Origin of the sequence: Pseudomonas sp. RU47, from assembly GCF_004011755.1 — a bacterium.
Classification (GTDB): Bacteria; Pseudomonadota; Gammaproteobacteria; order Pseudomonadales; family Pseudomonadaceae; genus Aquipseudomonas.
On sequence record NZ_CP022411.1, the window covers coordinates 698,455 to 724,263 of the forward strand.

Sequence of the window (25,809 nt, forward strand, 5' to 3'; positions counted from 1 at the left end):
CGTTGGTGCGTCGAGGTGCGCCAGATTGGGGCGCGGCCTGACGCTATAGATGCGGATACATAAACGATAAACATGTACCGCGGCTCGCTTGGTCCGCAGGCACACACTCATTCGCAGCCATCCCGATTTTCTCCCAGGATTTTTTATGAATGATGTGTCTGGCCGATCCGGCCGCGCTGCAAGGACTTCCGCAAAATTCAAGCTGCCCCCTCTGAGCCCGGCGTTTCTGACTGAGGAGGACGCGGCATATTGGGCCCACACGCGCATTGCGCGGAAATCGGACAAGGAGTACGGCAGCGTTATTCTGCTGCGTCCGGATGGAAAATTCGTGGTCACCTCACCGATAGCGGGTGAACCCACACGCTTCGACTTTGGCTCCCTTCTCGAAATCGATGCCGCTGGCATGATGCTCCATCCGCTGGGCTACCGATGCGTCGCCAGCTTGCATAGCCATCCGCCGCTGCATGATGAGTTCCGCAAGGACAATCCGCGTCAGGATGAAAGGCTGGTCAGGCTCTTCATCAGTTTCTTTTCGGCGGCCGACTTCATTGGCGATGTGACGGCGCGGGATTTTTTTCGCAGCGCTTATCTGTCGGGTGCCGACGGCACATTGCTCAAATATGTGTCGAGCGGCTCGCCTGAGGAGCGCGATTACTACCTCTGGCATCAATCCGGCGCGCCTTCTGGGCATCCGTCGGGGGCTTATGAGTTGATGAGCCTGATCAACAAGCTCGCGACCGTGGGAGAACTCAAAGTCATTGTTTCGAGTGCCGACTGGGGACATTCCGTTGGGCAGGTCCCCGCAGCCTGGAAAGCCGGCGCACCTTTTTCCGCCGGTGTGATCACCGAGCTGCCTCTGATGACGCGCGTCTGCGTCAATGCCGAACGTGCCGTGCTCGCAGCGCTGAAATCCCGAGGTGCGCAGACGACGGGCCTGCTCTTGAAAAAGCGCGGTGCAGAAGAATATGTCGCGACCCATGCGCGTCCTGCCGGGCTGGACGCGTGGGATCCGGAAAAAATCTTTCCGCTGGAGGCCAGCGGTCAATTGCGCCTGCCGGCCGGCTATGCGCTGGAAGGCTTTTACTTTGCGTCACGCCCTGACCCGACGCAGTTTCCGCCGGTGCAACCGTGGCTCTATGAGAACTTTTTCACCCCGCAGGAAATGGCTCTGGCCATCGCAGCCCGTGCCCGCAGTCAACGCTGGTTGGCTGCCAGCCGGCCATTGTCGCTGTTCATGCAGGCCACAGACTACGCGATGCTGCAATACCAGTTCAGCGGCAGTCCGGTCGAAGCGGCGCTGAGTGTCGAACAGGCCGACGGCACGATCGGCGACAACGGGGTGCAATCCAGACTGCTGGCTGACACGCTTCGTCCGCGTATGTTTGTCTCGATGCTGGTGTTGGCCGGCAGGCTCAACGTCGTGCGTGGCAGTGCCTTGTGGGCGCAACTGGGGCCGGTGGATCTGCAATGGCAACCTTTCGCGCATTTCCCCTGGCCGGTGCTGAGCCGGGATTTTCTGAGCGCCGATGACGCAGCCCGGCATGCCCATGAACAGATCGGCATTCGCCGTGATCGACAGTATGCCGGGTATGTTTTTCAGCGCAGCGACAAACGCTTCGTCGTGACCGAGCCGCGGGAAGGCGATATCGACACGCTGAGCCAGGGACGGCTCTATCCGCTGGACAACCACGGGCAGACGATATTTCCCGATGATCATCGCTTGCAGGCGCGCTATGTGTCCCATGTTGCGTTGTCGCGGCTCGATCCGGTGCACGTCGGGTATCACCGCTGGACGCCGCGGGAGGCGTTGCTCAGCCTGCAGATGTTGAACGTCGAAGAAGTGCGCCAGGCTTTGGCCGACACGCTTGTTCTGTATTGCTCTGGCGGCCGGGACAGTCTGATCCGCTACACGCCTTCAGTGACCCTGGCCGCGAAGGATCTTGCCACTCGCCTCGGCACTCGCCAGCACCCCGGCACGTTGGCCAGGGATCTGGACGCGGGAAGCAAGCGGCCGCAGGCGTTTGTCCGTGAGCAGGCGGCAGCCGGCGAGTTGGTGAGCCTGATTGATGATGCGTTGTGGGGGTATCGAGGGCCGATAGTTGCAGGCTGGGCATTCGCCGAGTTGCCCCTGCCAGCGTCAACCGAGCCCCCGCCTCGCGAATTGCCTGGTCCGCCGTTATCCCAGCCGGATCTGCCGCCGTACCCCGAACTGACGCCGCCCGGGCCGACTTCGCCAGCACCGTTGCCGTGGAAACGACCGGTGCACCTTCTGTACGGCGCGCTCTTCGCGTCGGCGGACGAAGCGGCGCAGAGTCAGTACGCTCGCGATACGCGCTTGCAGGACGACAAGCGCGCATGGTTCGGATTCATTCTCAAGCACAGGGAGCGGGAGGAATTTATCGCTACCGAACTGATTCCGGTCAGTGAACGGCGCGACAACCTGTTCGATCTGGATAGCGTGTTTGCCTCTATGACCACCGAGCCCTGGTATCGATATCCCGAAGGCTTCGATCTGTTTGCCAGCTTTTATTCGCATCAGCGCGTAAAGGATCTGTCTGAGCGGCCCGCCGACTGGCTGGCGCATTACTTCATCACGCCGGACGATCTCACCGTTGCAATGTATTACTCGCCGCGGCGTCCGCTGGTCGCTTCGGACTTGCCGGCAGCGTTGTATATCGCCAACCGAGAGGGTGCGCTGTTGAAATACCGGCGCAGCGCGACCAGTAAACTGTTTCATGACAACACCTCGCAAGCGACGCTCGACAGCATCAAGCGCGATCTGCTTTCCGGTGCGAAGGTCGCGACGGATTTCGTCCATGTGGTGGCCAGCAGTGGCGAACTGTCGGTCATCAGAACGAGCGAGTGCTGGGATCGCCCGGGCAAGGTCAAGCCGACCTGGCAGCCTTTTGCAAACCTGGAGCGGCGCTGGCTCAGCCCGGCTTTCCAAAGCGCTGACGACGCGGCGGTGTATGTCCGATCGCTTCTGCCCAGCGCTAGCGAGAAGACGTGGGGTGGCCTGATTCTGCGCCGAGCGGATGCGCTGTACGTGGCCACGCTACCGGTCGAAGTTTCACGGGAAAATTTCGACAGCACAGAGATCTTCCCGGATGAGAGCAAGCGCGCAGGCCTGTTTCCCTTGGGTTGCAAGATTGCGGCACGCTATCGATCCCGGGTCGTTCGGGAATTGTCGGTCACGTTTTCGCCGGTTCAGAAGCAGATTTACCTGAACATGCTGTCGGTTGACACCGTGTACTCGGCGTTCACTCGCCGTTTCAAGGATTGGGATGAATACCTGTTCGCCCCGGACGGTGCGTTGATCTGCTATTACCCGGGTTTGTGGGAGCGCTTGCGGGCTGACCTTGCAGCGGCGCTGTCGGACAACACCAAGGTTCCCGCCAATCTCGATGCAGACGCGATCAGACAGCGCATCCTCAACGGTGAGTTGCAACCGGTTGCCTGGATCAACTCCTTGGCCAGAATCGGCTATTTGCAGGTTGTGACCGGCAGCGAAATCTGGGGCTCGCCCCGCGCCGTGGAGCAATGGACACCTTATGCCAACGATCTGCGATCTGCCGCTGACTACACCCAAGCCATGCGTGACCCGGTGTGCAGTCCGCTGTTCCTTCAGGCCGATGCGACTGCCCGTTACGTGCATGAGGCTTCGGTCAGTCGCGACACACTGACGTTCGGATTCGTCCTGTACGCTCGCGAGGGCGTGTACCTCGCCACGTTGCCGCTGACAGCGCAGCGTTCCGAGCTGGCGCTGGATCGGGTTTTCCCCCAAGGCCGATGGCTGCGCGGATATGCCTGGGACGCGCTGTATCTGCGTGCGCCGTTGCCGCCGGTTGGCGTTCGGGCCGATGATGTGCGCCATTTCCTTTTTGCGCCAAACGATATTCAGCAAGCCTGCAGGCGCGCCAGCACGCCTCAGGGGTACAAGCTGATTTACTTGTCCTGCGCCGACGGCGCTCTGTTGAAATGGCAATTGCATGCGTTCGAGCCCGGCGAGTTTTATGACGAGTTTGGCCAGATCAAGCTGCTTCCCAACTCGTTCGTATCGCCTGAGCAGGCAACGGTCGATGAGCGCGATATGGCCAGAGGCCGGTTCAGTTTGGCCGGGTACGTTCAGCGGATGGCCAAAGCTGGCCGACTCGAGGTCATTGAAACCAGTGACTGCTGGTCGCGTCATGGTCAGGTGACAGAAGACTGGCAGCCGCAACTTGCCGATACGCCCCACGAGCAGCGTTGGCAACGTCATCCGGTGCCGGCACTGGGACCGATTTTTAATCACCCCGACGATGCCGCGCGCTATGCCCAGCAGCGAGTGGATAAAGAAACACTTGGCCGAACCGGGTACGAAGGGGCGATTCTGGCGCGGTCGACGCGCCAGCGCTTTGTGCCCCTTGAACCGATTGCCGGTTTCGACAATGGTGACAGTCTTCGTGAGCAGTTATTCAGTACTGCCAAGGATTCTTCATCACGCAATCCTGCGTTGAGTCTGTTCGACGGTTACACGTGTGTGGCCAGCCACCAGTTCAATTTGTCGCCCAACATCACGCTGTCAGCGGACGTCGAGCAAGTCAGGGGCAATTTCCCTGCGCCTGATCGAATGCATGCGCACACCCACGCACTGAAAAACAAAGGGCTGAATATTCAGGCCTATTACTATTCGACACCCGAGCAGGTGTTGCTCAAGTACACCCCCGATTATTCCGCCGCCGAAAATGATCTGCTGCTGTCGGCTCGATCGCTTGTTTTCAAGGACGGGCGATGGGTCAGTCGGTTAAGCCCTGCCGAGTTTGTCTCGCAACTCATGCAATTGGGCGAGTTGCGCGTGCTGGTCGCCGGACGCTACTGGCGTCAGACGGGGCGGATGGGCGATGGCTGGAAAATACGTCGTCAGCAATCATCGGTTGAAGGCACCGTGCGCAGAAAAGACGAGCTGTAGGCCGCAGGCGCGGGCAGATAAGGCTGCCCGCGCCTGTGACGTCAGGGCGCCAGATCGGCGGTGCGCTGGGCGAAACGGGTCAATAAGAGCCTGTCCAGCAACCACACCACCACCAGCGAAGCCCCCACCAGCGGAAAGACCACCGCCAGCGCCAGCATGATCACCACGCCGGTTTTCCATTTCGGCAGGTCATGCCGCAACGGCGGTACGCCGAATTTGCCCTGTGGCCGGCGCTTCCACCAGATCACCACGCCGCTGACGGCGCTGAGCAGAATCATCAGGCAGATCAGCAGCACGACGATCTGATTGAAGGCGCCGAACATCTTGCCTTCGTGGAGCATCACGCCGATTTCCGTGGCGCGGGCAACGCTGCCGTATTGTTCGAAACGCACATCGGCGAGAACCTTGCCGGTGTACTGATCGACATGCAGGGTCGCATCGTTGCGTGGGTCATCGGCGAACACGGCGATGGTGAATACACCGGTGGCGGTGGTCGGCAGAGTGATGCTGTAGCCCGGTTCGACTTTGCGCTGAGTGGCGATGTTCTGCACGTCTTGCAGGCTGATCCCCGGTGCGGCGGGACCGGCGTTGGCGTTGCCGTGGGCCATGTGTTCGGCATGGTCGCCGGACATCGGCATCGGCGTGTTTTCCATCGCCCATGGCACGGTCTGGCGGGTGGCGGTGTTAAGGGTGCGCGCCTCGATGTCGGAGGTCGGTACGTTGTCCCACATCGCGGCTGGGAACACGTTCCACACCTGGGCGTATTGCTTGCCCCAGAAACCGGTCCAGGTCATGCCACTGAGCAGCATCACCAGCAGCAATGTCGCGCCCCAGAACCCGGTCACCGCGTGCAGATCACGCCACAACACGCGGCCGCGACTGTTCAGGCGTGGCCACAGAATGCCCGCTGCCTGACCGCGCGGCCACCACAGAAACAGGCCCGACACCACCAGCACCACACCCCACCCGGCAGCCATTTCGATGAGGCGGTCACCGACGGTGCCGATCATCAATTCGCCGTGAATGGCGCGAGCGATGGCTTGCAGGTTTTGCTTGGCATCCTGTTCGCCAAGGATGTCGCCATGGTACGGATCGACGAATACGTTGAGTTCCTGGCCGGCGTTCTTCACCACAAACTGTGCGCTGCGTTCGGCATTCACCGGCGGCAGGTACTGGGTGATCTGGCCTTGTGGATAAGCGCTTTTTACCCGCTGCAGCAAGTCGTCGGCCGGCACTGTGTGATGGCCGGCCGGGACGTTGAGCAGGCTGCTGTACATCAGCGAATCGAGCTGCGGTTTGAACAGGTAGATGATGCCGGTCAGGGCCAGCATCACCATGAACGGGGCGACGAACAGGCCGGCGTAAAAATGCCAACGCCAGGCCAGGTTGTAGAAATTCGGTTTGGGCTGTTTCATCACGTGTGCTCCGCTTGGCTTGGATCTTCTAGTTGTTCTGCAACCCTGTGGGAGCGACGGTGCGACGATTCGACCTGCTCGCGAAGGCGTCGTGCCAGACGACATCAACGTTGGATGTGCCGTCCCCTTCGCGAGCAGGCTCGCTCCCACATGGGTGGGTGTTAGAAACTCATGTCGACCTTGGTCCAGAGCGTGCGCCCCGGTTCATTGATCGCTTGCGGGTCGTTGGCCGGGTAGCCGAATCCGGCGTTGCCCGCCAGGTTCAGGTGTTCGGCGTAAGCCTTGCCGAACAGGTTGTCGACGCCGCTGCTGACCTTCCAGTGTTTGTTGATCCGATAGGCACCGTTGAGTGAGAACACGCCGAAGCCGGAACTCTTGTCGTAATCCTTGCCGACCACGTTGCCCTTGTTCTGGTCGATACGGTTTTGCGCGGCAACCACCCTCCACAGTGCGCCAGCGCTCCAGTTGTCTTCGGTATAGGTCAGGCCGAAGCGTGCATCCAGTGGCGGCATTTGCGGCAGGGCCGTGCCGTCGCTGCTGTTTTTGCCCCAGGCGTAAGCCAGGGTCGCATCGGCTTTCCAGTTATCGGTGAGTCTGTACGCGGCACCGAGTTCACCGCCCATGATTCGCGCGTCGATGTTCTCGGCGCGCGAAGTGCTCATGCCCGTCATTCCCGGGGTGTAGTCGAAGAGGATGTAATCGCGGATCACGCCGACGTAACCCGAGGCCCAGGCTTCGAGTTCGGCGCTCTTGTAGTTCACGCCGAAGTCGAACTGGGTGGTCTTTTCCGGTTTGATCGAATCGAACGCGTTGACCGATCCCGCCGGGCCGGACTTGGGCGAAAACAGCTCCCAATAATCCGGAAAGCGCTGCGCGTGACCCAAACCTGCATAGAGCGTGGTCGGACTGTCGGCCAGGTCATGCTCGTAGCGAATGAACCCGCTGGGCAGGGTGTCGGCGCGGGTATCGTCGGCGGTCGGGTTGGGGCGGCTCATCATTCCCGAACCGGTGGTTTGCCGGTAATCCTTGGCTGAAGCACGGTCGACACGGGCGCCGGTGATCAGCCGATCACGGTCGGCGGCGTACCAGGTCATCTCGCTGAACACACCGTAGTTATGGAAATCGGCGTCCTTGGTGTACGGCTGATCCTTGTAGGTGTCGATGCCCATGCCGCTGCGCTGACGGTGTTCGTTGGTCTGCGCGTCGAGGCCGGTGATCAGCTGAATATCAGCCCAGCGCCAGGTCGCCTTGATCCGTGCGCCGAGGGTGCGGCGGTCGACATTGGACGCCATCGGGCCCGCCATCATCCCGGTGCCGGACGGCGTGCGCAGGGTGTAGTTGTCCATCACGTGGTCGGCGTAGTTGTAGTAGACCTGCGCTTCGAGTTTCTCCAGCACGTCGGTGATGCTGGATTTTTCGAAACGCAGACCGAGGCTTTCCCGCAGGAACTGCGAACCGTCCATGCCGCGCCCGGCGTAGCGCGCTTCGCCGTCGCCCTTGCCGGCGGTGAGTTCGATCAGGGTGTCGGCGTCTGGCGTCCATCCGACCGCGATGTCACCGTTCCACTTGTCGTAGCGCGAGGCGACGATATCGTTGTTGCCGTCGCGGTAATCGTCGGAATGCGCGGTGTTGCCGATCACTCGCACGTAGCCCAGCGGGCCACCGGCAGCGGCGTCGACGACCTTGTCGAAGCGTCCGTGGGAGCCGGCCAGAATGCTCGCATTCACCCGTGTGCCGAGTTCGCCGAAGCTCTCCGGCTCACGATCAAACAGCACCGTACCCGCCGACGCGCCCGGACCCCAAAGCACGGTTTGCGGGCCTTTGATCACGGTCAGTTTGTCGTAGGTTTCCGGCGAGATGTACGAAGTCGGCGCGTCCATCCGCCCGGGGCAGGCACCGAGCATCATGCTGCCGTTGGTGAGGATGTTCAGGCGTGAGCCGAACATGCCGCGCAGCACCGGATCACCGTTGGTGCCGCCATTGCGCACCAGGGCGAAGCCCGGAATGGTCTTCAGATAATCGCCGCCGTCACTGGCCGGCACCGGTTGGCGCGGATCTTTTGGATTGGTGACGATGGTCAATGGCGAGCTCGGCGCAATTGCGGTGATCACCGTTGGACTGAGTTCTTCGTTGTGGCCGGCGTGATCATCGGCCAGCACCAGCGGGGACAGCAGAACGCCGCAAAGGACGGCGGTAGCGTGCCTGAAACGAATCCGCGATTCGTTCAAAGCGAAGGACGCCGGGGCAAAACCCGAGCGTGGAACAGCAGCAAACCTGGACATGACAATTTCCATCAAACAGTCGTAAACGACACGGCCGGCAGCCTGAAGCTGTCTTCTCAACCGTGTGTAATCAAAGGTGCGTGTTTACGTGGCGATGGGCGGGGCGCGGGTGCGGGCGCCGGGGAAGAAGGTCTGCCGGGCATGGCCCAGGCGTGGGGAGGGCGGGGTGAAGGTGTTGAGCGGTGGGATGTTGAAGGCGACGAAATCGCCGACGCCGGTCAGTGCCGGGCAATTGAACAGCAGGCTGCAATAGCCGCACTTTTCCCACAGCACGTGGTGCGAGGATTGTGGCGGGCAGTGTTCGGCTGAGGGCTTGGCGTCGTGGCCGCTGTGATCCATACGCGGCATGTCCATCGACATGTCCATGCTCATCGGCATCGATGTCGAGGCGTGCTGATCCATCGGCATCGACTGAGAAATCAGTGGGCCGATGAAGATCATCAACATGGCGAACAGGGCGATCCAGCTGCCGCGAGTCAGAGTTTGAGTCTGACGGCGTTGCCGCAAAGGCCTGGCGCTCAGCGGGCGCATGGGCGGAGTCTGCCGAAAGGCTTACTGAGCGTGCGCGTGGGCCTGCGTGGTTTCCGGTGGCTTCTTCTGCACCGAGACGTCGACGGTGACGTCACCGGCCTTCTCGAAATGCATCGTCAGCGGGAAGCGTTTGCCATCGCTGAGCAGGCTGCGATCGGTCGGGTTGAGCAGCATCACGTGCCAGGCCATCGGCGCGAATGTCACGTTGCCGCCGGCCGGGATTTCCACGCTCGGCACTTGCTGCATCTTCATGAGATCGCCCTGCATGACGTGCTCGTGCAGTTGGGCTTCGGGGGCGATGGGCGAGTCGACGCTAAGCAAACGGTCGGCAGTTTTGCCGGCATTGTGAATGATGAAATACGCGGCGACGGTCGGCGCGTTGGGCGGCAGCTCTTGCGACCATGGGTGGGCGATTTCCAGCTCGCCGGCCTTGTATTCGTGGGCATGGGCAAAGCACGCCGGCAGCAACAGCGCAGCGATTACGATGAGTTTGTTCAACATGGCAGTCTCTCCAGAACGATTTGAAACGCAGGTCAATTGCGCGAACAAATCAAACCAGAGGGGAAGCACGGGGATTGAGACTCGGCCATTGCTGGCGCGGCGTGGGTGTTTGCAGTGAGGCGGGCGCCACGCTGCGATTACTTTCGTAACGGGCGAAATACAGCTGCGGCGAGTGCGCCGGCAGCGCCACCAATGGCGCCGAGCCCGAGCAGCACCAGCAATGCTGCATGTTCGAATGAGTGTCGTTGGTCGGGGCTTTCTGATCGGTGGTGCCGATGTTGATCGCCACCATCTTGGTTCCGCTGCCGGTGCAGAAACTGCTCCAGAGCCATTGTTCGGCCGGTGAATTGGCCGCCTGCGCCATCGCCCCGGTCATCGGCATGGCGAGCATGTTGAACAGCACTGCAAAGCAGGCGATCCAGGCAATTGCTAGCCGGTGTCGGTTCATGGGACAGATCCATTGGGTGGGCGATCAGGCGCGGCTATTTAGCCTGATCAGGGCCGATAAGTAAAAAAGCGTCGTGCGGTTTGGTGTCGCAGCGCTGCCTGCAAGAGCTTGAGAAGCCTGCGCCCCAGCTCGATTTCGCCGTTATAAATGAGTGTAGCGGCTTCGATTCGCATTGCCTGGGCGAAATTCGAGTCGCTTTCTATTCGTGCACGAATGGTCTGCTTGTAGTCTCGGAGCGCCACCCGGTTGAGCTGCCCATCGCCCGAGTCTTCGATCTCACAACCCTTGATGTATTCGCTAAGATCGGCAGGCGTTTTGAGGTAATCCTTGACGTCGAAACGGGAGAATTTTTCTGACATTGGATGTGTACGCCCTTGGAATCAAAGACGTTGAGCGTAGAGGTGGACGCTGACTGCCGATAGTCAGTGATTCGTTAAGTTGTTGTGGGCAGTGTCCGGCGCGTTTGTAGGATTCAAGTCAGATATCCAGTCGAGCCCGTGACATTGTGGGAGCGAGCCTGCTCGCGAAAGCGGTGGGGCATGCAATGATGTGCAGACGTTGCCGACGTCTTCGCGAGCAGGCTCGCTCCCACAGTGGTCGGTGGCGAACACGTAGTCTGTGTACGTCGCGAACCTTGTGGAAGCGGCGGTGCGACGATTCGACTTGCTCGCGAAGGCGTCCGTGAGAACTGCGCTTGTTTTTAGATAAGGTTAAGGGGCGCAAGGGCCATGAGGATTGCGTCGACCGAGGCAAACTCCCGATCAACCCCCGGCAACCCCGGACGCTTCAACACAATTACCGGCACCCCACGCTCGCGCGCCACTTCCAGCTTTGGCTCGGTCGCGGTGCTGCCGCTGTTCTTGCTGATCAACACATCGATCTGCCGCCGCTCGAACAGCGCTCGCTCATCCTCCAGCAGAAACGGCCCGCGGGCGCCGATCACTTCGCAGCGTTCATTGCCCGGATAGACGTCGAGGGCGCGCAGAGTCCAGAACTGCTCCGCAGGGATTTCATCGAGGTGCTGCAGCGGTTCGCGGCCGAGGGTGAACAGCGGTCGGCGAAACGGCTTGAGGGCAGCGATCAACTCGGCCCAGTCGCTGACTTCGCGCCAGTCATCACCGGGCTGCGGCTGCCACGCCGGACGGCGCAAAGCCCAGCAGGGGATGTCGGTCAGTCGTGCGGCGGTCGCGGCGTTCTGGCTGATCTGTGCGGCATAGGGATGCGTGGCATCGAGCAGCAAGTCGATGCCTTCGTCGCGAATGAACTGCGCCAGCCCTTCAGCGCCCCCGTAGCCACCGACGCGCACCTGACAAGTCAGATCCGTCGGCACCCGGCCAACACCGGCGAGGCTGTAGATATGTTCTGGCCCGAGCGTGCGGGCAATCGCCAGCGCTTCCGTCACGCCGCCCAACAGCAGAACCCGCTTCATGCAAAACCTCCGGCGTGCCCGACGATCCCGCCCTGACGATCAATCGCAAACACCTCGACCTGCACCTGCGCCGGCACCACGCTGCGGGCAAAATTCAGCGCATGGCGGCAGACTTCATCTCCCAGCGCGATCCCCGCTGAACTGGCCATGGCCAGCGCCTGCTGGCTGGTGTTGGCCTCGCGAATGCTTTGCTGCAACGCCTCATCGGCACCTATCGCCGCCGCCCACTCCGCCAGTTGTGGCAGGTCGATACTCGAATGCCGCGAGTGCAGGTCCATGTGCCCGGCCGCCAGTTTGCTGATCTTGCCGAAGCCGCCGCACAGGCTGAGTTTATCCACAGGCACTTTGCGCACATGCTTAAGCACCGCGCCGACGAAGTCGCCCATTTCGATCAGAGCGATTTCCGGCAGGTTGTAGACGCGACGCATGGTGTCTTCGCTGGCGTTGCCGGTGCAGGCGGCGATGTGCAAATAACCGTTGGTTTTCGCCACGTCGATGCCTTGATGGATCGAGGCAATGTAGGCCGCGCAAGAGAACGGCCGAACGATGCCGCTGGTGCCGAGGATCGATAATCCACCGAGAATGCCCAGCCGTGGGTTCATGGTTTTCAGCGCCAGTGCTTCACCACCCTCGACGTTGACCGTGACGTCGAAGCCGCCGAAATAACCGGTTTCCGCCGCGAGCAATGTCAGGTGATCGCTGATCATTTTGCGCGGTACCGGGTTGATCGCCGGCTCACCGACCCCGAGCACCAGTCCCGGCCGGGTCACGGTGCCCACGCCGGCACCGGCATTGAAGCGAATCCCCGGCTCGGCCATTAGCCTTACCCGCGAATAGAGCAGGGCACCGTGAGTCACGTCGGGATCGTCGCCAGCATCCTTGATCGTTCCGGCCTCGGCGCCGTCATCGGTCAAACGACAGAACTCCAGTCGCATCTGCACCTGTTTGCCTTTGGGCAAAACAATCTGCACCGCATCGGCGGAGTGTCCGCCGAGCAACAGACGCGCGGCGGCAAGGCTGGTGGCGGTGGCGCAGCTGCCAGTGGTCAGGCCGCTGCGCAGCGGCGCAGGTTGTTCGGCAGTTTCGTCACGCATCGAGGGGTTTGACCAGATCGAGCAGGGTGATCGGTAGCGCCTGACGCCAGGTGTCGAACTCGCCGAGCGGTTGCGCCTGGGCGACATGGATACGCGTGAGTTCGCCGCCATGGCGTTCGCGCCAGTTCATCAGGGTGACTTCGCTTTGCAGGGTCACCGCGTTGGCGACCAGACGGCCACCGGGCTTGAGTTGCTCCCAGCAGGTTTCGAACACGCCCTCACGGGTGACGCCGCCGCCAATGAAAATTGCATCCGGGCGTTCCAGTCCGTTCAGCGCCTGCGGCGCCTTGCCGCGAATCAATTGCAGACCGGGCACGCCCAACGCATCGCGGTTGTGCTCGATCAATTGCTGGCGGCCGTCATCGGCTTCGATGGCCACGGCGCGGCAACTGGGGTGCGCGCGCATCCACTCGATACCGATCGAGCCGCTGCCGGCGCCGACATCCCAAAGCAATTCGCCGGGGGTCGGGGCAAGGCGGGCGAGGGTGATGGCGCGTACGTCGCGTTTGGTCAATTGGCCGTCGTGCTGGAATGCCGAGTCTGGCAATCCTGCGAGGCGTGACAGGCGCGGGGCGTCGGCATCGGCCAGGCATTCGATGGCGATGACATTGAGGTCGGCTATCGGCGCGTCATCCCAGGCGCTGGCGCTGCTGTCGATGCGTCGCTCGGCGTTGCCGCCAAGATGCTCGAGAACGCACATCCGGCTCGAACCGAAGCCGCGTTCACGGAGCAATTGTGCAACAGCAGCCGGGCTCTGACCGTCGTTGCTCAACAACAACAGACGCACGCCACTGAATAATTGCGCATTGAGCGCCGCCAGTGGTCGGGCCACCAAGGACAGCGTTACCACGTCCTGCAACGGCCAGCCGAGACGAGCGGCGGCCAGCGAGCAGGACGACGGTGCCGGCAGGATCAGCATCTCGTCGCTCGGCACCTGACGGGCGAGGCTGGCACCGACGCCGTAGAACATCGGGTCACCACTGGCCAGCACGCAGACCGCTTCGCCACGCTGGGCCAGCACCGGCGCCAGGGAAAACGGGCTCGGCCACAATTGCCGTTCACCGCGAATGCACACCGGCAACAAATCAAGTTGGCGCTGGCCACCAACGATCCGCGAGGCGCCCAACAGGGCACGCCGGGCGTTTTTGCCCAGGCCCTTGAAGCCGTCTTCACCGATTCCCACTACCGTCAGCCAGGGTGACATCTATATTCCTCTAAACACGCCGTTCCGACGGGCAGACTTTTCATGCCAGCGGACAAAGCAGGCATAATACCGCGCCTTCGCCCGCGAAGCGCTTTTCCCACGCAGCCGGTCCGCCCCTTGAACGAACGCCCGATGTCCACCGCCTTACGCCCCTCGGCCTGCCCGGGGTTGCTGCGTATCGTCCAGGCACTGGACGGCGGCATCTGCCGGATCAAGCTCAATGGCGGTTCGATCAGCGCCGATCAGGCTGATGCAGTGGCCGATGCAGCCGAACAGTTCGGCGGCGCGATCGAGGCGACCAACCGCGCCAATCTGCAGATTCGCGGGATCGGTAAGCAATCCGCAGCGCTGATCGAGCGTCTGCTCGCCGCCGGTCTCGGGCCGCGCACGGCGGCCGGTGACGATGTGCGCAACCTGATGCTCAGCCCTGCGGCCGGGATTGATCGGCAGATGCACTTCGACACCCGGCCCCTCGCCGAACAGATCCTCGACACGCTGCAAAGCCATCCACGTTTCCACGAGCTGAGCGCCAAGTTCGCCGTGCAACTGGATGGCGGGGAAGCCTTGGCGATGCTCGAGCATCCCCATGATCTGTGGTTGTCGGCGTTCGAGCGTGACGGTGAAGTGTTGCTGGCGTTCGGTCTGGCCGGATGTCCGGCGGATCGCGCAGTCGGCGCGGTGGCGCTGGAACACGGCCATGCACTGGTGGTGGCGGTACTGGAATTGTTTCTTGAGTTGGCGCGCCCCGAGCAAACACGCATGCGCCATTTGCTCGACGAGTTGCCGCTCTCGGCGTTTATCGAGCAACTGAGCACGCGCTTGCCGATCAAGTCTGTCAGCCATTGGCAGCGCACGGCCGTTGCGAACGATCTGCACATCGGCATTCATCCGCAAAATACCTCGGACCGGGTGTACCTCGGCGCGGTGCCGGCGCTGGGCCGTCTCGATCCGGCAATGCTGCGCGGGGCCGCGCAACTGGCCCGCCAGTTCGGCAATGGCAGCCTGCGTTTCACACCTTGGCAAAGCCTGCTGGTGCCGGATGTGCAAGCCAGCGATGCGGCGCAAGTACTGCAAGGTCTTGAACAACTGAACCTGTTGACCCGCGCTGCCGAACCCCTTGCACACCTGATCGCCTGCACCGGCTCCAATGGCTGCGGCAAAGGCCTGGCCGACACCAAGCAGGACGCGCGTCATCTGGCGACGTTGCTGCCCTCGGCCCTCAACGTCCATCTCAGCGGTTGCACGCGCTCTTGCGCCGCCGCCCACTGTGCCCCGGTGACGTTGCTGGCCGTCAGTGCCGGTCACTACGACCTCTATTTTCGCGATGCAACGCAGCCGGGTTTCGGCGCGCTGCACGCACGCAACCTTACTATTGAAGCGGCCGCGATCTTGCTCGACGCCCGCTCTCGGAGCCCCCTTGATGCTTGATTACATCCGCGATGGTCAGGAGATTTATCGCAACTCCTTCGCGATCATTCGCAGCGAGGCCAATCTGGCGCGCATCCCGGCCGATCTGGAAAAACTCGCAGTGCGGGTGATTCATGCCTGCGGCATGGTCGAGGCGGTCGACGGCCTGCAATTCTCCGAAGGCGCGGGCAAGGCCGGGCGCGATGCGCTGGCCGCCGGTGCGCCGATCCTCTGCGATGCGCGGATGGTCTCCGAAGGCGTGACCCGTGCGCGCCTGCCGGCCAACAATCAAGTGATCTGCACCTTGCGTGACGAGAGCGTGCCTGCGCTTGCCCGTGAACTGGGCAACACCCGTTCCGCCGCCGCGCTGGAGTTGTGGCGTCCGCATCTGGAAGGCAGCGTGGTGGTAATCGGCAACGCGCCGACAGCGCTGTTCTATCTGCTGGAAATGCTCGACGCCGGCGCACCGAAACCGGCGCTGATTCTGGGCTTCCCGGTCGGTTTCGTCGGCGCCGCCGAATCGAAAGCCGCCCTGGCCGCCGACAGCCGTGGCGTGCCGTTCGTGATCATGCAGGGCCGTCTCGGTGGCAGCGCCATGGCTGCGGCTGCCGTCAATGCCCTCGCCACGGAGATCGAATGATGCAGGCCAAAGGACGTTTGATTGGCCTGGGCGTCGGCCCGGGTGATCCCGAACTGATTACTGTCAAAGCCCTGCGCCTGCTACGTGAGTCGCCGGTGGTGGCGTACTTCGTCGCCAAGGGCAAAAAGGGCAACGCGTTCGGCATCATCGAGGCGCACCTGCAAGAAGCGCAGAACCTGCTGCCGCTGGTCTACCCGGTGACCACCGAAGCGTTGCCGGCGCCGCTTTCCTACGAGCAAGTGATCAGCGACTTCTACGATGAAGCTGCCGAGACGGTCGCCGCGCATCTGGACGCCGGTCGCGATGTCGCGGTGATCTGTGAAGGTGATCCGTTCTTCTACGGCTCCTACATGTACCTGCACGATCGCCTCGCCACTCGCTATGAAGCGCAAGTGGTGCCGGGCGTTTGTTCCATGCTCGGTGGCGCTTCGGTGCTGGGCGCGCCGCTGGTGTATCGCAATCAGAGCCTGTCGGTGCTCTCCGGCGTGTTGCCCCATGAAGAATTGAAGCGCCGTCTGGCCGATGCCGACGCGGCGGTGATCATGAAGCTGGGGCGCAACTTCCCGAAAGTGCGTCAGGTACTCGAAGAACTGGGTCTGGCCGAGCGCGCGCTGTACGTCGAACGCGCAACCATGGCCAATCAGAAGATCGTGCCAATGGATCAGGTCGAGCCGATGTCGTCGCCGTACTTCTCGCTGATCATCGTGCCGGGCGAACGGTGGCAAGGCTGATGACTCAATCCACGCCAGCCATCGTCATTCTCGGTCAGGGCAGCCTGGCCACCGCGCGGCGCATTCAGCAGGTCTACCCAGCGGCGCAGATCCACGGCCTTGCCGGGCGCGTCGACGGCGCTGATTGCACCTACCAGGAATTTGGCGCGACCCTGCGTACGCTGTATCAACAGGACACGCCGATCATTGCCCTGTGCGCGGCCGGCATCGTCATCCGCACGCTGGCGCCGCTGCTGCTGGAAAAGGGCGCTGAACCTGCGGTACTTGCCGTGGCCGAAGACGGCAGCGCCGTGGTGCCGCTGTTGGGCGGCCTCGGCGGGGTCAATGTCATGGCGCGGGACATCGCAGCCGGACTGCAAGTCGCCGCGGCGATCACCACCAGCGGCGAGTTGCGTTTTGGCACGTGCCTGCTCAATCCCCCGACTGGCTACGCGCTGGGCGATCTGGAAATGGGCAAGCGATTTGTCTCCGATCTGTTGGCCGGCCATAGCGTGCGCATCGAAGGCGCGGCGCCGTGGCTGGATCAGGCGCAATTGCCGGAAGATCCGCAGGCACAGCGCTCGATTCATGTCGGCAGTGCCGCGCGTGAAGCGAGTGCCAGTGAGTTACTGATCTATCCACGCAGTGTGGCGGTGGCGGTGGCGGTGAGTGCTGAAACATCAGACCTGACGGATGCCGTTCGCAGTGCCTTGCAGCAGGCGAAAATTGCCGTGCAATCGTTGGCCTGTCTGTTGGCCAGCGAGACGCAAATGGCTGCGCCACTTTTGCGTGAAGCGGCGCTTGAGCTGGGTGTGCCGCTGCGCTTTGTCGCGGCGCAGAGCGACATCGAAACCCTGGCGCGAGTCGCAGTGCCCGCGGCGACAGTCGTGGCCGGCCACGGCATGGCAATCGCAATTGCCGAGCAGCCTCTGGATGTTTCAAAGATTGGCCGGCCACGCGGTCGTCTCGCGGTGATCGGCCTCGGCCCCGGCGCTGCCGAACTGATGGTGCCGGCGGTGAAAGCCGAGCTGGCCCGCGCCACCGATGTACTGGGCTACGAAACTTACGTGCGCATGGCCGGGCCGTTTCGCGACGATCAGGTGCAGCACTGCACCGACAACCGCGAAGAGATGCAGCGCGCCCGTCACGCCTTCAGGCTGGCCGCCGAGGGGCGCTCGGTGATCGTCGTGTCGTCGGGCGATCCCGGCGTGTTCGCCATGGCCGCTGCGGTGCTTGAAGCGTTGCACGAGTCGGCTGATCCGGCGTGGCACAGCGTCGACCTGGAAATCCTCCCGGGCGTGTCGGCCTCGTTGGCTACCGCCGCGCAGGCCGGTGCACCGCTGGGCCATGACTTCTGCGTGATGTCGCTGTCGGACAACCTCAAGCCTTGGTCGATCATCGAGAAGCGTCTGGACCTGGCCGCCGAAGCGGATCTGGCGTTGGCGTTCTACAACCCGATTTCACGCGCGCGTCCGTGGCAACTGGGCCGGGCACTGGAAATCGTCGCGCAGCATCGTGCACCTGAAACGCCCGTGGTGTTGGGCCGCGACATCGGCCGTCCGGGTCAGACCTTGCGCACCACGACGTTGGGCGCGTTGACGCCGGAGCAGGTGGACATGCGCACCATGGTGTTGATTGGTTCTTCCACTACCTGCACCTTTCCCCGCGCCGGCGGGGGTGATTGGGTCTACACGCCGCGCTGGTATGGCGAAAAACCGCTTTCCTGAGCATCACGCCGAGGCAAGTTGTAAATAAGTTGCCTCGGTGAGATATCAAGTCGAAATTCCCTGTCAGCCGATAAGGTTTAAAACAGAGCGGTGTCTCCGTCAGGAGCACCGCTTCGTTTGTTTATCGAACCATTCGTCATGCAGCTGTTTGTTACCGGATCATGCGTGCGATGAACTTATCTGTCGTTTGATGTTTCTTGAGAAATTATTTGAGTTTTGTGCTTTTTGAAGTTGTCGCGCCGGCAGAATAACTTCGTCCAGGATTCTCTCAATGAATAAAGGATGAAGTCTGATGGGTGTCATGGAGCAATATGTCGACGCGTTCAATTTTATTTCGCCTGATGAATATTCTGCGCTGAAGCGAACATTCAAGGCACTTTCCGGCTCTGCCGAATATGCAATGTTGGTAGCGCTTTACGAAAATGCCGGGCAGGCCACGAGTCTCACTGAAAAACTGCAAGTTGTAACACTCTTCCTGCAAAACCTTGAGCGCCTGTCACATCGCAACTCAGCGCCCGTGCCGGCGTTGATCAATACAGTTGAAGATAAACTACGAGACTATGCCAGCCGTTTGGCCGGCACTGTCAACATACTCAGTGATGTACCCAGCCCGGTACCCGCAATCATGCACTTTGTCTGGGTGGGCGGCAGTGAAGTTGGCAATATCCAGCGCGATTACATGAATATCTGGCGCCAGGTGCTGGCTGCCGAAAATTACCAGTTCAATCTTTGGTATGACAGCGATGCATTGCTCGCTTTCGAAATGAATCGGGTTATATCCGACAGTGCCAGAGTAGATGCGATGGAGTCGGGCGGCGACACGCTGACCAGCCCCAGTGAGCTGGCAAAGATGATTGAAGATCGTGCGCGTGTATTGAAGCGCGAGATGTTTGAATACCTGCAACTACCGCAATGGCAAGGCCGCGCTGATCAGGCCCGGATCGATTTGATGGTGCGTGCGTACGGCAAGGACCGCGCAACGCTGGAAGCCTTTCGTCAACGCTGTTTGCAAAGCCATCAGCAAATGGCCGGCACCGATTTGCAGTTACGCGATGTCGGACGGGAGTTTGCCGGGCACTTTTTACAGGATGTCTATCAACGCGAAGTATCCATGCGCGGTAACTTTGCAGCAGCCAGCGATGTTGTGCGCTTGCAGGCCGAGTATCTGCAGGGCGGTCGTTACACTGATATGGATTACTTGCCGCCGCTGGCCGACAAACCGGGCGGAGTCGACATAAGCGGTTTCAGTGACGAGCAACGACTGGGCGTGTTGCAGCTGTTGCTCAATCATGACGAAACCTTGATGCCGGGACGCGACCGCCAGCGCTACACCGATCACACGGATACGTTGTCAGGCACCGATCTGGATGCACTGCTGGCCTTTGCCCGCAGCAAACCCGGCGTCGAGCATATATTTGTCGCGCCGCGTGAAGTCCACAGCCCGCAACACGGTCTGCGAATGGGCGCGCAATTCAGCCGAGAGATGAACGCTTATCTGCTGGCTCACCCGCAAAGCGAGATGACGCTCGCGGTCATGCAATTGATCCGCTTCAACTATGACTGTCTGCAAGCCGTTGAACAGTCGGCAATAGCATCGTCGGTAGACTGGTCACAGACGGAGCGATTGCTCGATGTAATTGAAAACGTGATGAACGAGAAAATCGCGCAGGGGCAACTGACACGCACGCTGCAGGATTTTCTGGGTAAGTTGAGCGAGTCGATTTTAAGTTACTACCGCGATGGCATTCGCGTCGGAGCGCGCGGCACCATTGCGCTTACCGGCCCCGGAGCGGCAGTCACCGGATTGAAAAACCATGTCGAGACTCACCTGCTGCCGGACAACGAGGTCACGGTTCAGGAGCGCCTGCGCCTGGCGGAGGGTTACAACGTCCAGACCGAGGAGGAGGCGATCTCCGGTTGGACCGTTAATGACGACGAGGCGCAATGGCTGGCCAAAGAGCAGGAACAGTGGAAAGCCGGCAAACTCAAATCGCGGTATACCGGCCAACTGGCGGATCTGCTTCAACCGCAACAGACGCTGACGTTCAAACAAGGCTGGCCCGTGGTCGGCGGTAAACCGGTGCTGTTGACGGCAGTCCTGCAACAAATGATGGATGATCTGGGCGAACCCTTTGTGCGCGCCATGAGGGACAAGCTGAGTGGTGAGATCACCTTCACCAAGGCCTTTTCCATCGGTTTTGATAATCGTCAGTTGATCCTTGCGCAACCTGTGCGCGCACTGCCCGTTTCCCAAGGCGCGGAATCATCGAGCAACCTCAACGAACTGTTCAGCCGCATTGCCCATGACTCTTTGCCGCTTGAGCAACTGAGCCCGTTGGTGCGCGTCATGCTCGGGGGCATTTTCGGTGCGACAAGTCTGGACGACGCCAGCTTCACCGAGGTCTGGCAAACCGTGCGCGACCTGGCTGTTGAAACCGATGGCGACGGCACGTTCGCCCGTTATGACGCGGTGGAAAAAGCCGTCCGCCAGCGACAATCGCGCGGTTTCGAGACCGGGCTGGCGCGTGGCGAGGCGGATGGCCTCCTGACGGCGCGCGAACTCAAGGTGCAGGCACTGTTTGAGCCGCTGACCTTGCGGCAATGGGGCGAACGTATCGGCCAGATCAATCGCACGGCGCAGGGTGAGTACCGTTCGCGGATTCTCCAGCGCAGTGCGCAGGTGCGCGAGATGTTCGTCGAGGCCGGCGCGACCTCGGCCCGGCAACTGTCGCAGGATTTGCTGATGCACACTGCCAGTGACCCAGGGCGTCGGTGTTATCCGCTGGCGTTGCTGATGGGCGCAGCGGTGGCTGCCGGCGAGTCAGCCGAACGGACGCTGGTGGGACATGTCGCCACAGCCAACGTCAACCATAAGGAGCCCAGTTCACTGGCTTTGCTCAGTGCGTTGAACGAGCTACGGGCCTTGCCCGGCAGTGCCATTGGTGAATCCCGCGGCTTGCAGAGTCTGGACACGGTCATACAGACACTGGAGGCGAAAACGGCGTCCACGGTCTTCTTGCTCGACACTGGTGATCACGCCTTGCTGGTGGCCAAAGTGCAGGCTGGAGACCAATTCGTCTACCGCTTCTATGACCCGAACTTTGCCATTTACGCGTTCGCCAAAGGCGCACAGGTGAAGCTCGGCGTTGAGCGTTATCTGAGCGCAGGCGACAGCGCACTGGCGAAGCTCTACGGGCTGGGCGATATGGCCGCAGCGCGGTTCAACGTGATCGAGTTGAACACTGTGGCGATCGCGGCCCGCAAGCTATCGAGCGGTTTGCGCCTGGACAGTTTTTTGCGCCTGCCTTCGAGTGATTCAGGCCGTGTCCCGGTCTGGGCAAAACAAGCCGTGGCGCGTCAGCGTTCGCTCAGCGAAAACGCGCGGATGGGCGCCAGCCTGGCGCAAATGGATGCGCGCTATTGGGCGCAGGAGTTTGCTCAGGCCACGCAGCAGTTGCGCAGTGAACATTCGCTCGGGCGGGAATATTTGCCTTTGCTGGAAACGCTCAAACCGCAGGCGGACGGTGGTTATTCGGTGACGCTGGTCGATGCGCAGAACCGCCATCCAGCGCGCACCGTCAGCACAGCGGACCCGCGCTTCACTCAGCTCAAACAGCATCTGCAGCAGAGTGTGAAGGCAGGCAACCCCAGTGGTCCGGCGGAAGCGGATGGCGGCAGTCGCTTGAGTTTCGCCTTTGCGATCCAGACACTGATCAGCGAAATGCGTCATCGCGAATACCAGGCCGGTGATCAGGTGCCAAGCTTGTCGATCGCGCTGCAAGTACAGGTCTACGTCAGCTATGCGCAGTTGGGTTTTGGCGTGGTCAGCGATACCGCACAGATGATCAACCTGGTGCGGCAAGCGCTGGCCAGTGAACAGGCGCTGCTCTTGCGCCAGTCGTCGTTGTCTGGCCGGGTGCTCGGTCGCGCGGCAACCGGGGTTGGTTTTGCGTTTTCGCTGGTCAATATCGGCTTCGATATTTACAACCTGTCACTGGCGGACAATCACGAGCAGCGCTCGCGCTTCTCCACGTCCCTGGCGTTCAACACAGTGGCGTTGGGATTGGACATTGCCGCATTGGCAGCAGGCGGAACAGTAGGGGCCGCCGCAGCTTTTCTGTCTGTGCCATTGCTCGGCATCGGCATCGGCGCCACTGCCATCGCCAGCAATCTGGGGCAGATTGCCGACAAGGCAACGGCGGTCGGCAATCACCTGCGTGCCATCCACAATGCCTACCAACCGGGCGCCTTCACTGTGGAAGAGGGGGTGTTGCAGTTCCCGCCGGAAGCCGTCATCACCCACCTGGATCTGCAGGACCGGCAGGTGCGCTTTGACAGTCAGCGATTTTATCCGTGGGGCGGCGGTGCACTGGAATTGCCGCAATACAACGATGATCCCAGGCAGATACACCGTTCCCTCAATATTCGGCACGCGTTCGGTCTCCCCGAGAGTGCAGCGCTGAACATTCGCAAGGCTGCTGCGCCTCATACCGTGGTGTTGCCGTGCACGCCGCTCTGCTATTACGGGTACGAATATCAACTGGGAGGCGCGGGCTACGTCTACGAGCCACTGCCGGGAGAGCAGGTCGAGCCTCGCGACGCCAGTGAAATACCTGGGCCAGACTGGTACTCGTTGTTCAATCCATTCACGGCATTGACCGACACGCTGAAGACCCATATGGATGAGCGCATCCACACTCGCTATCCGCAATTGCGCAACAGTGTGACGGACAAGCTGGAATACGACGAGCAGGGCAAACGGCGCTTTTATCTGCACAGTACGCCGTCGCTCAAGCACATCCTCTACAAACTGCATCCGGTCTATAAACCGACAACGATCAGCGTGGTGCTGGACGAGCAGGTGCGCCAACTGGCGGTGCCGACGTTGCCGATGGAGTGCCAGCAAAAGCTGTCCTACGAAATCAGCGCCACGTCAGACCGCTGCCAGCTTCGTCTGACGCCGGGATTGAAAACGGTGAAATTCAATGGAGCGACCCAATGGCTGGTGCATGCCCCTTGGGTCAGCATCGAGCAGGTCAGCTTTGATGACGTACCCAGGATGGATGACGGCGCCCCGCAAACGTACCTGGCGGGGCGTCAACTGACGGTCGACGGTATCGTGCTGTCGGCGTTCGATGGGCTGATCGAGTTGGCCGGGGGAGAGTTGTTTCAACTGGACTGGCAAGGCAATGCGCTGCACCTGGTTTCCATCACCCTGGGCGATGATAAAAACAATCCGCGTGATGTGCTTGCCCACCTGCGCAAACGAGAGAAGGAGATGCGCCTCGGCACGGGATACGTCACGCTTCAGCGGTTCAAGGTTGCGCTCAACCCAGCCAGCCTCGATGTGCGCACGACAGCCTTTTACGATGTCGCTCAAAAACGCTTGTTGTATGCGCGCGATCTGCCGGGCGAAGTCAATGAGGGCTTGATGCTGGGCGCCGCCAGCACGACTCATGCGTGGTTTTATCATCCCGACCATGCCACGGTCTGGCGCGTCGATGTGATCACTGCTTCGGTCGTCCATCGTTATCGGTTACTGAGCCTGGAACTCGGCACGAAAATCACCACTTTCGGGCAACTGGCTGACGGCACGCTGCGAGTCTCGCAGCAGTTGGTAGAACAAAAGTCCATGAATGTGCGCACGACGCTGGAGTTTCATCTGACCGATAGCGAAGTGACCCTGACGGACATCCACATGTGGTCGCCCGGTCTGGAAAGTTCTTTCCTCAAGCCGGAAGAGGGAACGCGAATCGCGTTTTTCCGCCATCGCCAGAAAAAGCACCGCCCCTACGCAGATGAAACACCAGGCATGGCTTCGCCGGTCACTACCTGGACTTACGCGCCCTATGTTCATGCCCGTGCCTGGTCCTTCGATCGGCTGCTTGAGCGAGCATGGATTGCCGCGCATCACGACAGGTACTTGCGCGCTGGCGCTGACAGTGAAGGGGACAGGGTGATGCTCATGCCGCGAGCGTCTGACCCGGCGGCTGCGCTGCTGTTTTACAGCCAGCAAAGCCAAATGCTCAGCCATGGCATCGAACTGCGCGACAACGTCTTCTGGCACAAGGCGCTGGCGAAAAACGTGATCGAGGTTACCCGTGTGGGTGAAAGCTACCTGGCCACTCAAAGCGACGGACGACTGTTCGAAATCGACCTCGGTGCCAAGGATGACAACTGGCTGTCCGAGCTTGATAGACATGTTCTGAAGTTTGTCGGCCTCAGCCGGCATTGGCTGCAACAAAATCCGGATTGGCTGGCGGCATTACCGGCGCTTGCCAGGGAATACAGCAGCGCAGCCTTTGCGATCATCGGTTTGCGTGCCCAGCCGGGTCAGCCGTTTCTGGCTGCGTGGTGCGTTGATGAAAAGCTCGTGCTGATGGACGCAACGGCTAACCGCGAGCTCGCGTTATTGGGGCTGACGCCTGATCGGCAGGCCGTTTGGTTGCTTGATGCGAGCGCCGGGCAGCTTTGGCGCCAGACGCTGGTTTGCGTCGATACGATGCGCACGGCGTTTGGTAACGGCAGCGTGTTGCTGCATCGCGAAGCCTTGCCCCAGGCCGAACAGGTCTGGTCGTCGTGGGCGTTCAGCGAAGTGCTGCCGCACGCAGACGGCCTGCTCGGGCGTACCCGTGAAGGTGTGACGCTGCTACTGCGGGATCAGCAACCGGCACGGATTATCAGCATGGAAAACCGATGGTCACACGCTCCAGGTCAGACGCCAGGGCAGCTGCAGGAACGTTTGAAACGGCGGCTGGAAGGGCAGTCCCATGCCGCGTTTCTACCCATTGAGAATATCGGCAATCGTTATCAGTACTACGTTCCGATGCTTGATCGGCTGTTTGAGGTGTCCGCACGGGACGATGGGCAATGGGCAACATTTCTCGGTACGCGTGATGCGGCCAATCCGCTACTGTTCGACCCCATTGACGAATTGCTCTTCAGTGCCGGAACGGTCGATGGCGTTTGGTTGCCGGGCAGCTATGCGCATCGTGACGAGGAAGTCATGGCGCTGGAATTGACTGATGATCTGGCCGAGGTACAGCCATTGCTTGCCGACGGCGTTGAAAGGTTGATTCTGACCTTCGGTTCGCGCACGGAAGGTTATCGGATATCGGCCGAAACCTGGCAGCGTCTGAATTGCATTGTTGTTGATGTGCGACGTCCATCCGAGGGGCGGGTGCCGGAACCTGGCTTGCTGGTGCTGGACGTGGCGGAGGGTGGGCATTTGCTGATGTCGCAGGTCGCTGGCCACCTGGTGCTGACCGACCCGGACAATGGGCACAGTCTGATCGTGCGCGGCGTCGAGGAGCAGGGTGAGTGCGAACTGGCTGTCAAAATGGCTGGCCGTCATTATCTGTTCGCACTCGAGCAGTGGTTGCAGGCTTTTGCGGCTGTGCAGGACGGTGACGCCATTGCCAGCCTGGCGGTGGTGGCTGAACATTTGCCCTGAGCGGTAAATTCATCTGAACA

General features: G+C 61.2%; 15 protein-coding genes. 6 read left to right on the forward strand and 9 right to left on the reverse strand.

Annotated features, from left to right (window positions below; translation table 11 throughout):
- The first annotated feature begins 145 nt into the window (after nt 1-145).
- Nucleotides 146-4,948, forward strand: coding sequence for a DUF4329 domain-containing protein (locus tag CCX46_RS03070; protein ID WP_127925658.1), 4,803 nt, complete (start codon nt 146-148; stop codon nt 4,946-4,948).
- 41 nt (nt 4,949-4,989) lie between these two features.
- Here CCX46_RS03070 and CCX46_RS03075 read toward each other — a convergent pair whose 3' ends face one another.
- The 9 genes from CCX46_RS03075 to cbiE all read right to left on the reverse strand — a co-directional run bounded on the left by CCX46_RS03075 (nt 4,990) and on the right by cbiE (nt 13,852).
- Nucleotides 4,990-6,363 (reverse strand): PepSY-associated TM helix domain-containing protein, encoded by a 1,374-nt coding sequence (locus CCX46_RS03075; RefSeq protein ID WP_127925659.1) that lies wholly within the window; start codon nt 6,361-6,363, stop codon nt 4,990-4,992.
- 161 nt (nt 6,364-6,524) lie between these two features.
- Nucleotides 6,525-8,645, reverse strand: a complete 2,121-nt coding sequence (locus CCX46_RS03085; RefSeq protein WP_127925660.1) for a TonB-dependent copper receptor — start codon at nt 8,643-8,645, stop codon at nt 6,525-6,527.
- Between the two features lie 84 nt (nt 8,646-8,729).
- Entirely contained in the window at nt 8,730-9,176 is a 447-nt protein-coding gene (locus CCX46_RS03090; RefSeq protein WP_127925661.1) for a DUF2946 domain-containing protein, read from the reverse strand.
- 21 nt (nt 9,177-9,197) lie between these two features.
- Nucleotides 9,198-9,677, reverse strand: coding sequence for a copper chaperone PCu(A)C (locus CCX46_RS03095; protein ID WP_127925662.1), 480 nt, complete (start codon nt 9,675-9,677; stop codon nt 9,198-9,200).
- A gap of 49 nt (nt 9,678-9,726) precedes the next feature.
- Nucleotides 9,727-10,125 carry a DUF2946 domain-containing protein gene (locus CCX46_RS03100; protein WP_127925663.1) on the reverse strand — a complete coding sequence of 133 codons (399 nt, stop codon included), beginning with the start codon at nt 10,123-10,125 and terminating at the stop codon, nt 9,727-9,729.
- A 47-nt stretch (nt 10,126-10,172) separates the two neighbouring features.
- Entirely contained in the window at nt 10,173-10,484 is a 312-nt protein-coding gene (locus CCX46_RS03105; RefSeq protein ID WP_127925664.1) for a hypothetical protein, read from the reverse strand.
- 341 nt (nt 10,485-10,825) lie between these two features.
- A complete protein-coding gene (locus CCX46_RS03110; protein WP_127925665.1) occupies nt 10,826-11,554 on the reverse strand; it encodes a cobalt-precorrin-6A reductase in 729 nt (242 codons plus the stop codon).
- Entirely contained in the window at nt 11,551-12,648 is a 1,098-nt protein-coding gene (locus CCX46_RS03115) for a cobalt-precorrin-5B (C(1))-methyltransferase (protein ID WP_127925666.1), read from the reverse strand. Before CCX46_RS03115 ends, CCX46_RS03110 begins: the two co-directional genes overlap by 4 nt.
- Complete coding sequence (gene cbiE, locus CCX46_RS03120; RefSeq protein WP_127925667.1) at nt 12,641-13,852, reverse strand: precorrin-6y C5,15-methyltransferase (decarboxylating) subunit CbiE; 1,212 nt, start codon at nt 13,850-13,852, stop codon at nt 12,641-12,643. Before cbiE ends, CCX46_RS03115 begins: the two co-directional genes overlap by 8 nt.
- Before the next feature lie 132 nt (nt 13,853-13,984).
- Here cbiE and cobG point away from each other — a divergent pair, with 132 nt between their 5' ends.
- The 5 genes from cobG to CCX46_RS03145 all read left to right on the forward strand — a co-directional run bounded on the left by cobG (nt 13,985) and on the right by CCX46_RS03145 (nt 25,789).
- A complete protein-coding gene (gene cobG, locus CCX46_RS03125) occupies nt 13,985-15,280 on the forward strand; it encodes a precorrin-3B synthase (RefSeq protein WP_342212551.1) in 1,296 nt (431 codons plus the stop codon).
- Complete coding sequence (locus tag CCX46_RS03130; RefSeq protein ID WP_127925669.1) at nt 15,273-15,899, forward strand: precorrin-8X methylmutase; 627 nt, start codon at nt 15,273-15,275, stop codon at nt 15,897-15,899. Before cobG ends, CCX46_RS03130 begins: the two co-directional genes overlap by 8 nt.
- The gene (locus CCX46_RS03135; protein ID WP_370872600.1) at nt 15,896-16,630 is read left to right on the forward strand and encodes a precorrin-2 C(20)-methyltransferase; all 735 of its coding nucleotides are present in this window, start codon (nt 15,896-15,898) and stop codon (nt 16,628-16,630) included. The genes CCX46_RS03130 and CCX46_RS03135 overlap by 4 nt, the downstream gene beginning before the upstream one ends.
- Nucleotides 16,630-18,336, forward strand: coding sequence for a precorrin-3B C(17)-methyltransferase (gene cobJ, locus CCX46_RS03140; RefSeq protein ID WP_127925670.1), 1,707 nt, complete (start codon nt 16,630-16,632; stop codon nt 18,334-18,336). Before CCX46_RS03135 ends, cobJ begins: the two co-directional genes overlap by 1 nt.
- A gap of 400 nt (nt 18,337-18,736) precedes the next feature.
- The gene (locus CCX46_RS03145) at nt 18,737-25,789 is read left to right on the forward strand and encodes a TcdA/TcdB pore-forming domain-containing protein (RefSeq protein ID WP_238704376.1); all 7,053 of its coding nucleotides are present in this window, start codon (nt 18,737-18,739) and stop codon (nt 25,787-25,789) included.
- Nucleotides 25,790-25,809: the final 20 nt, after the last annotated feature.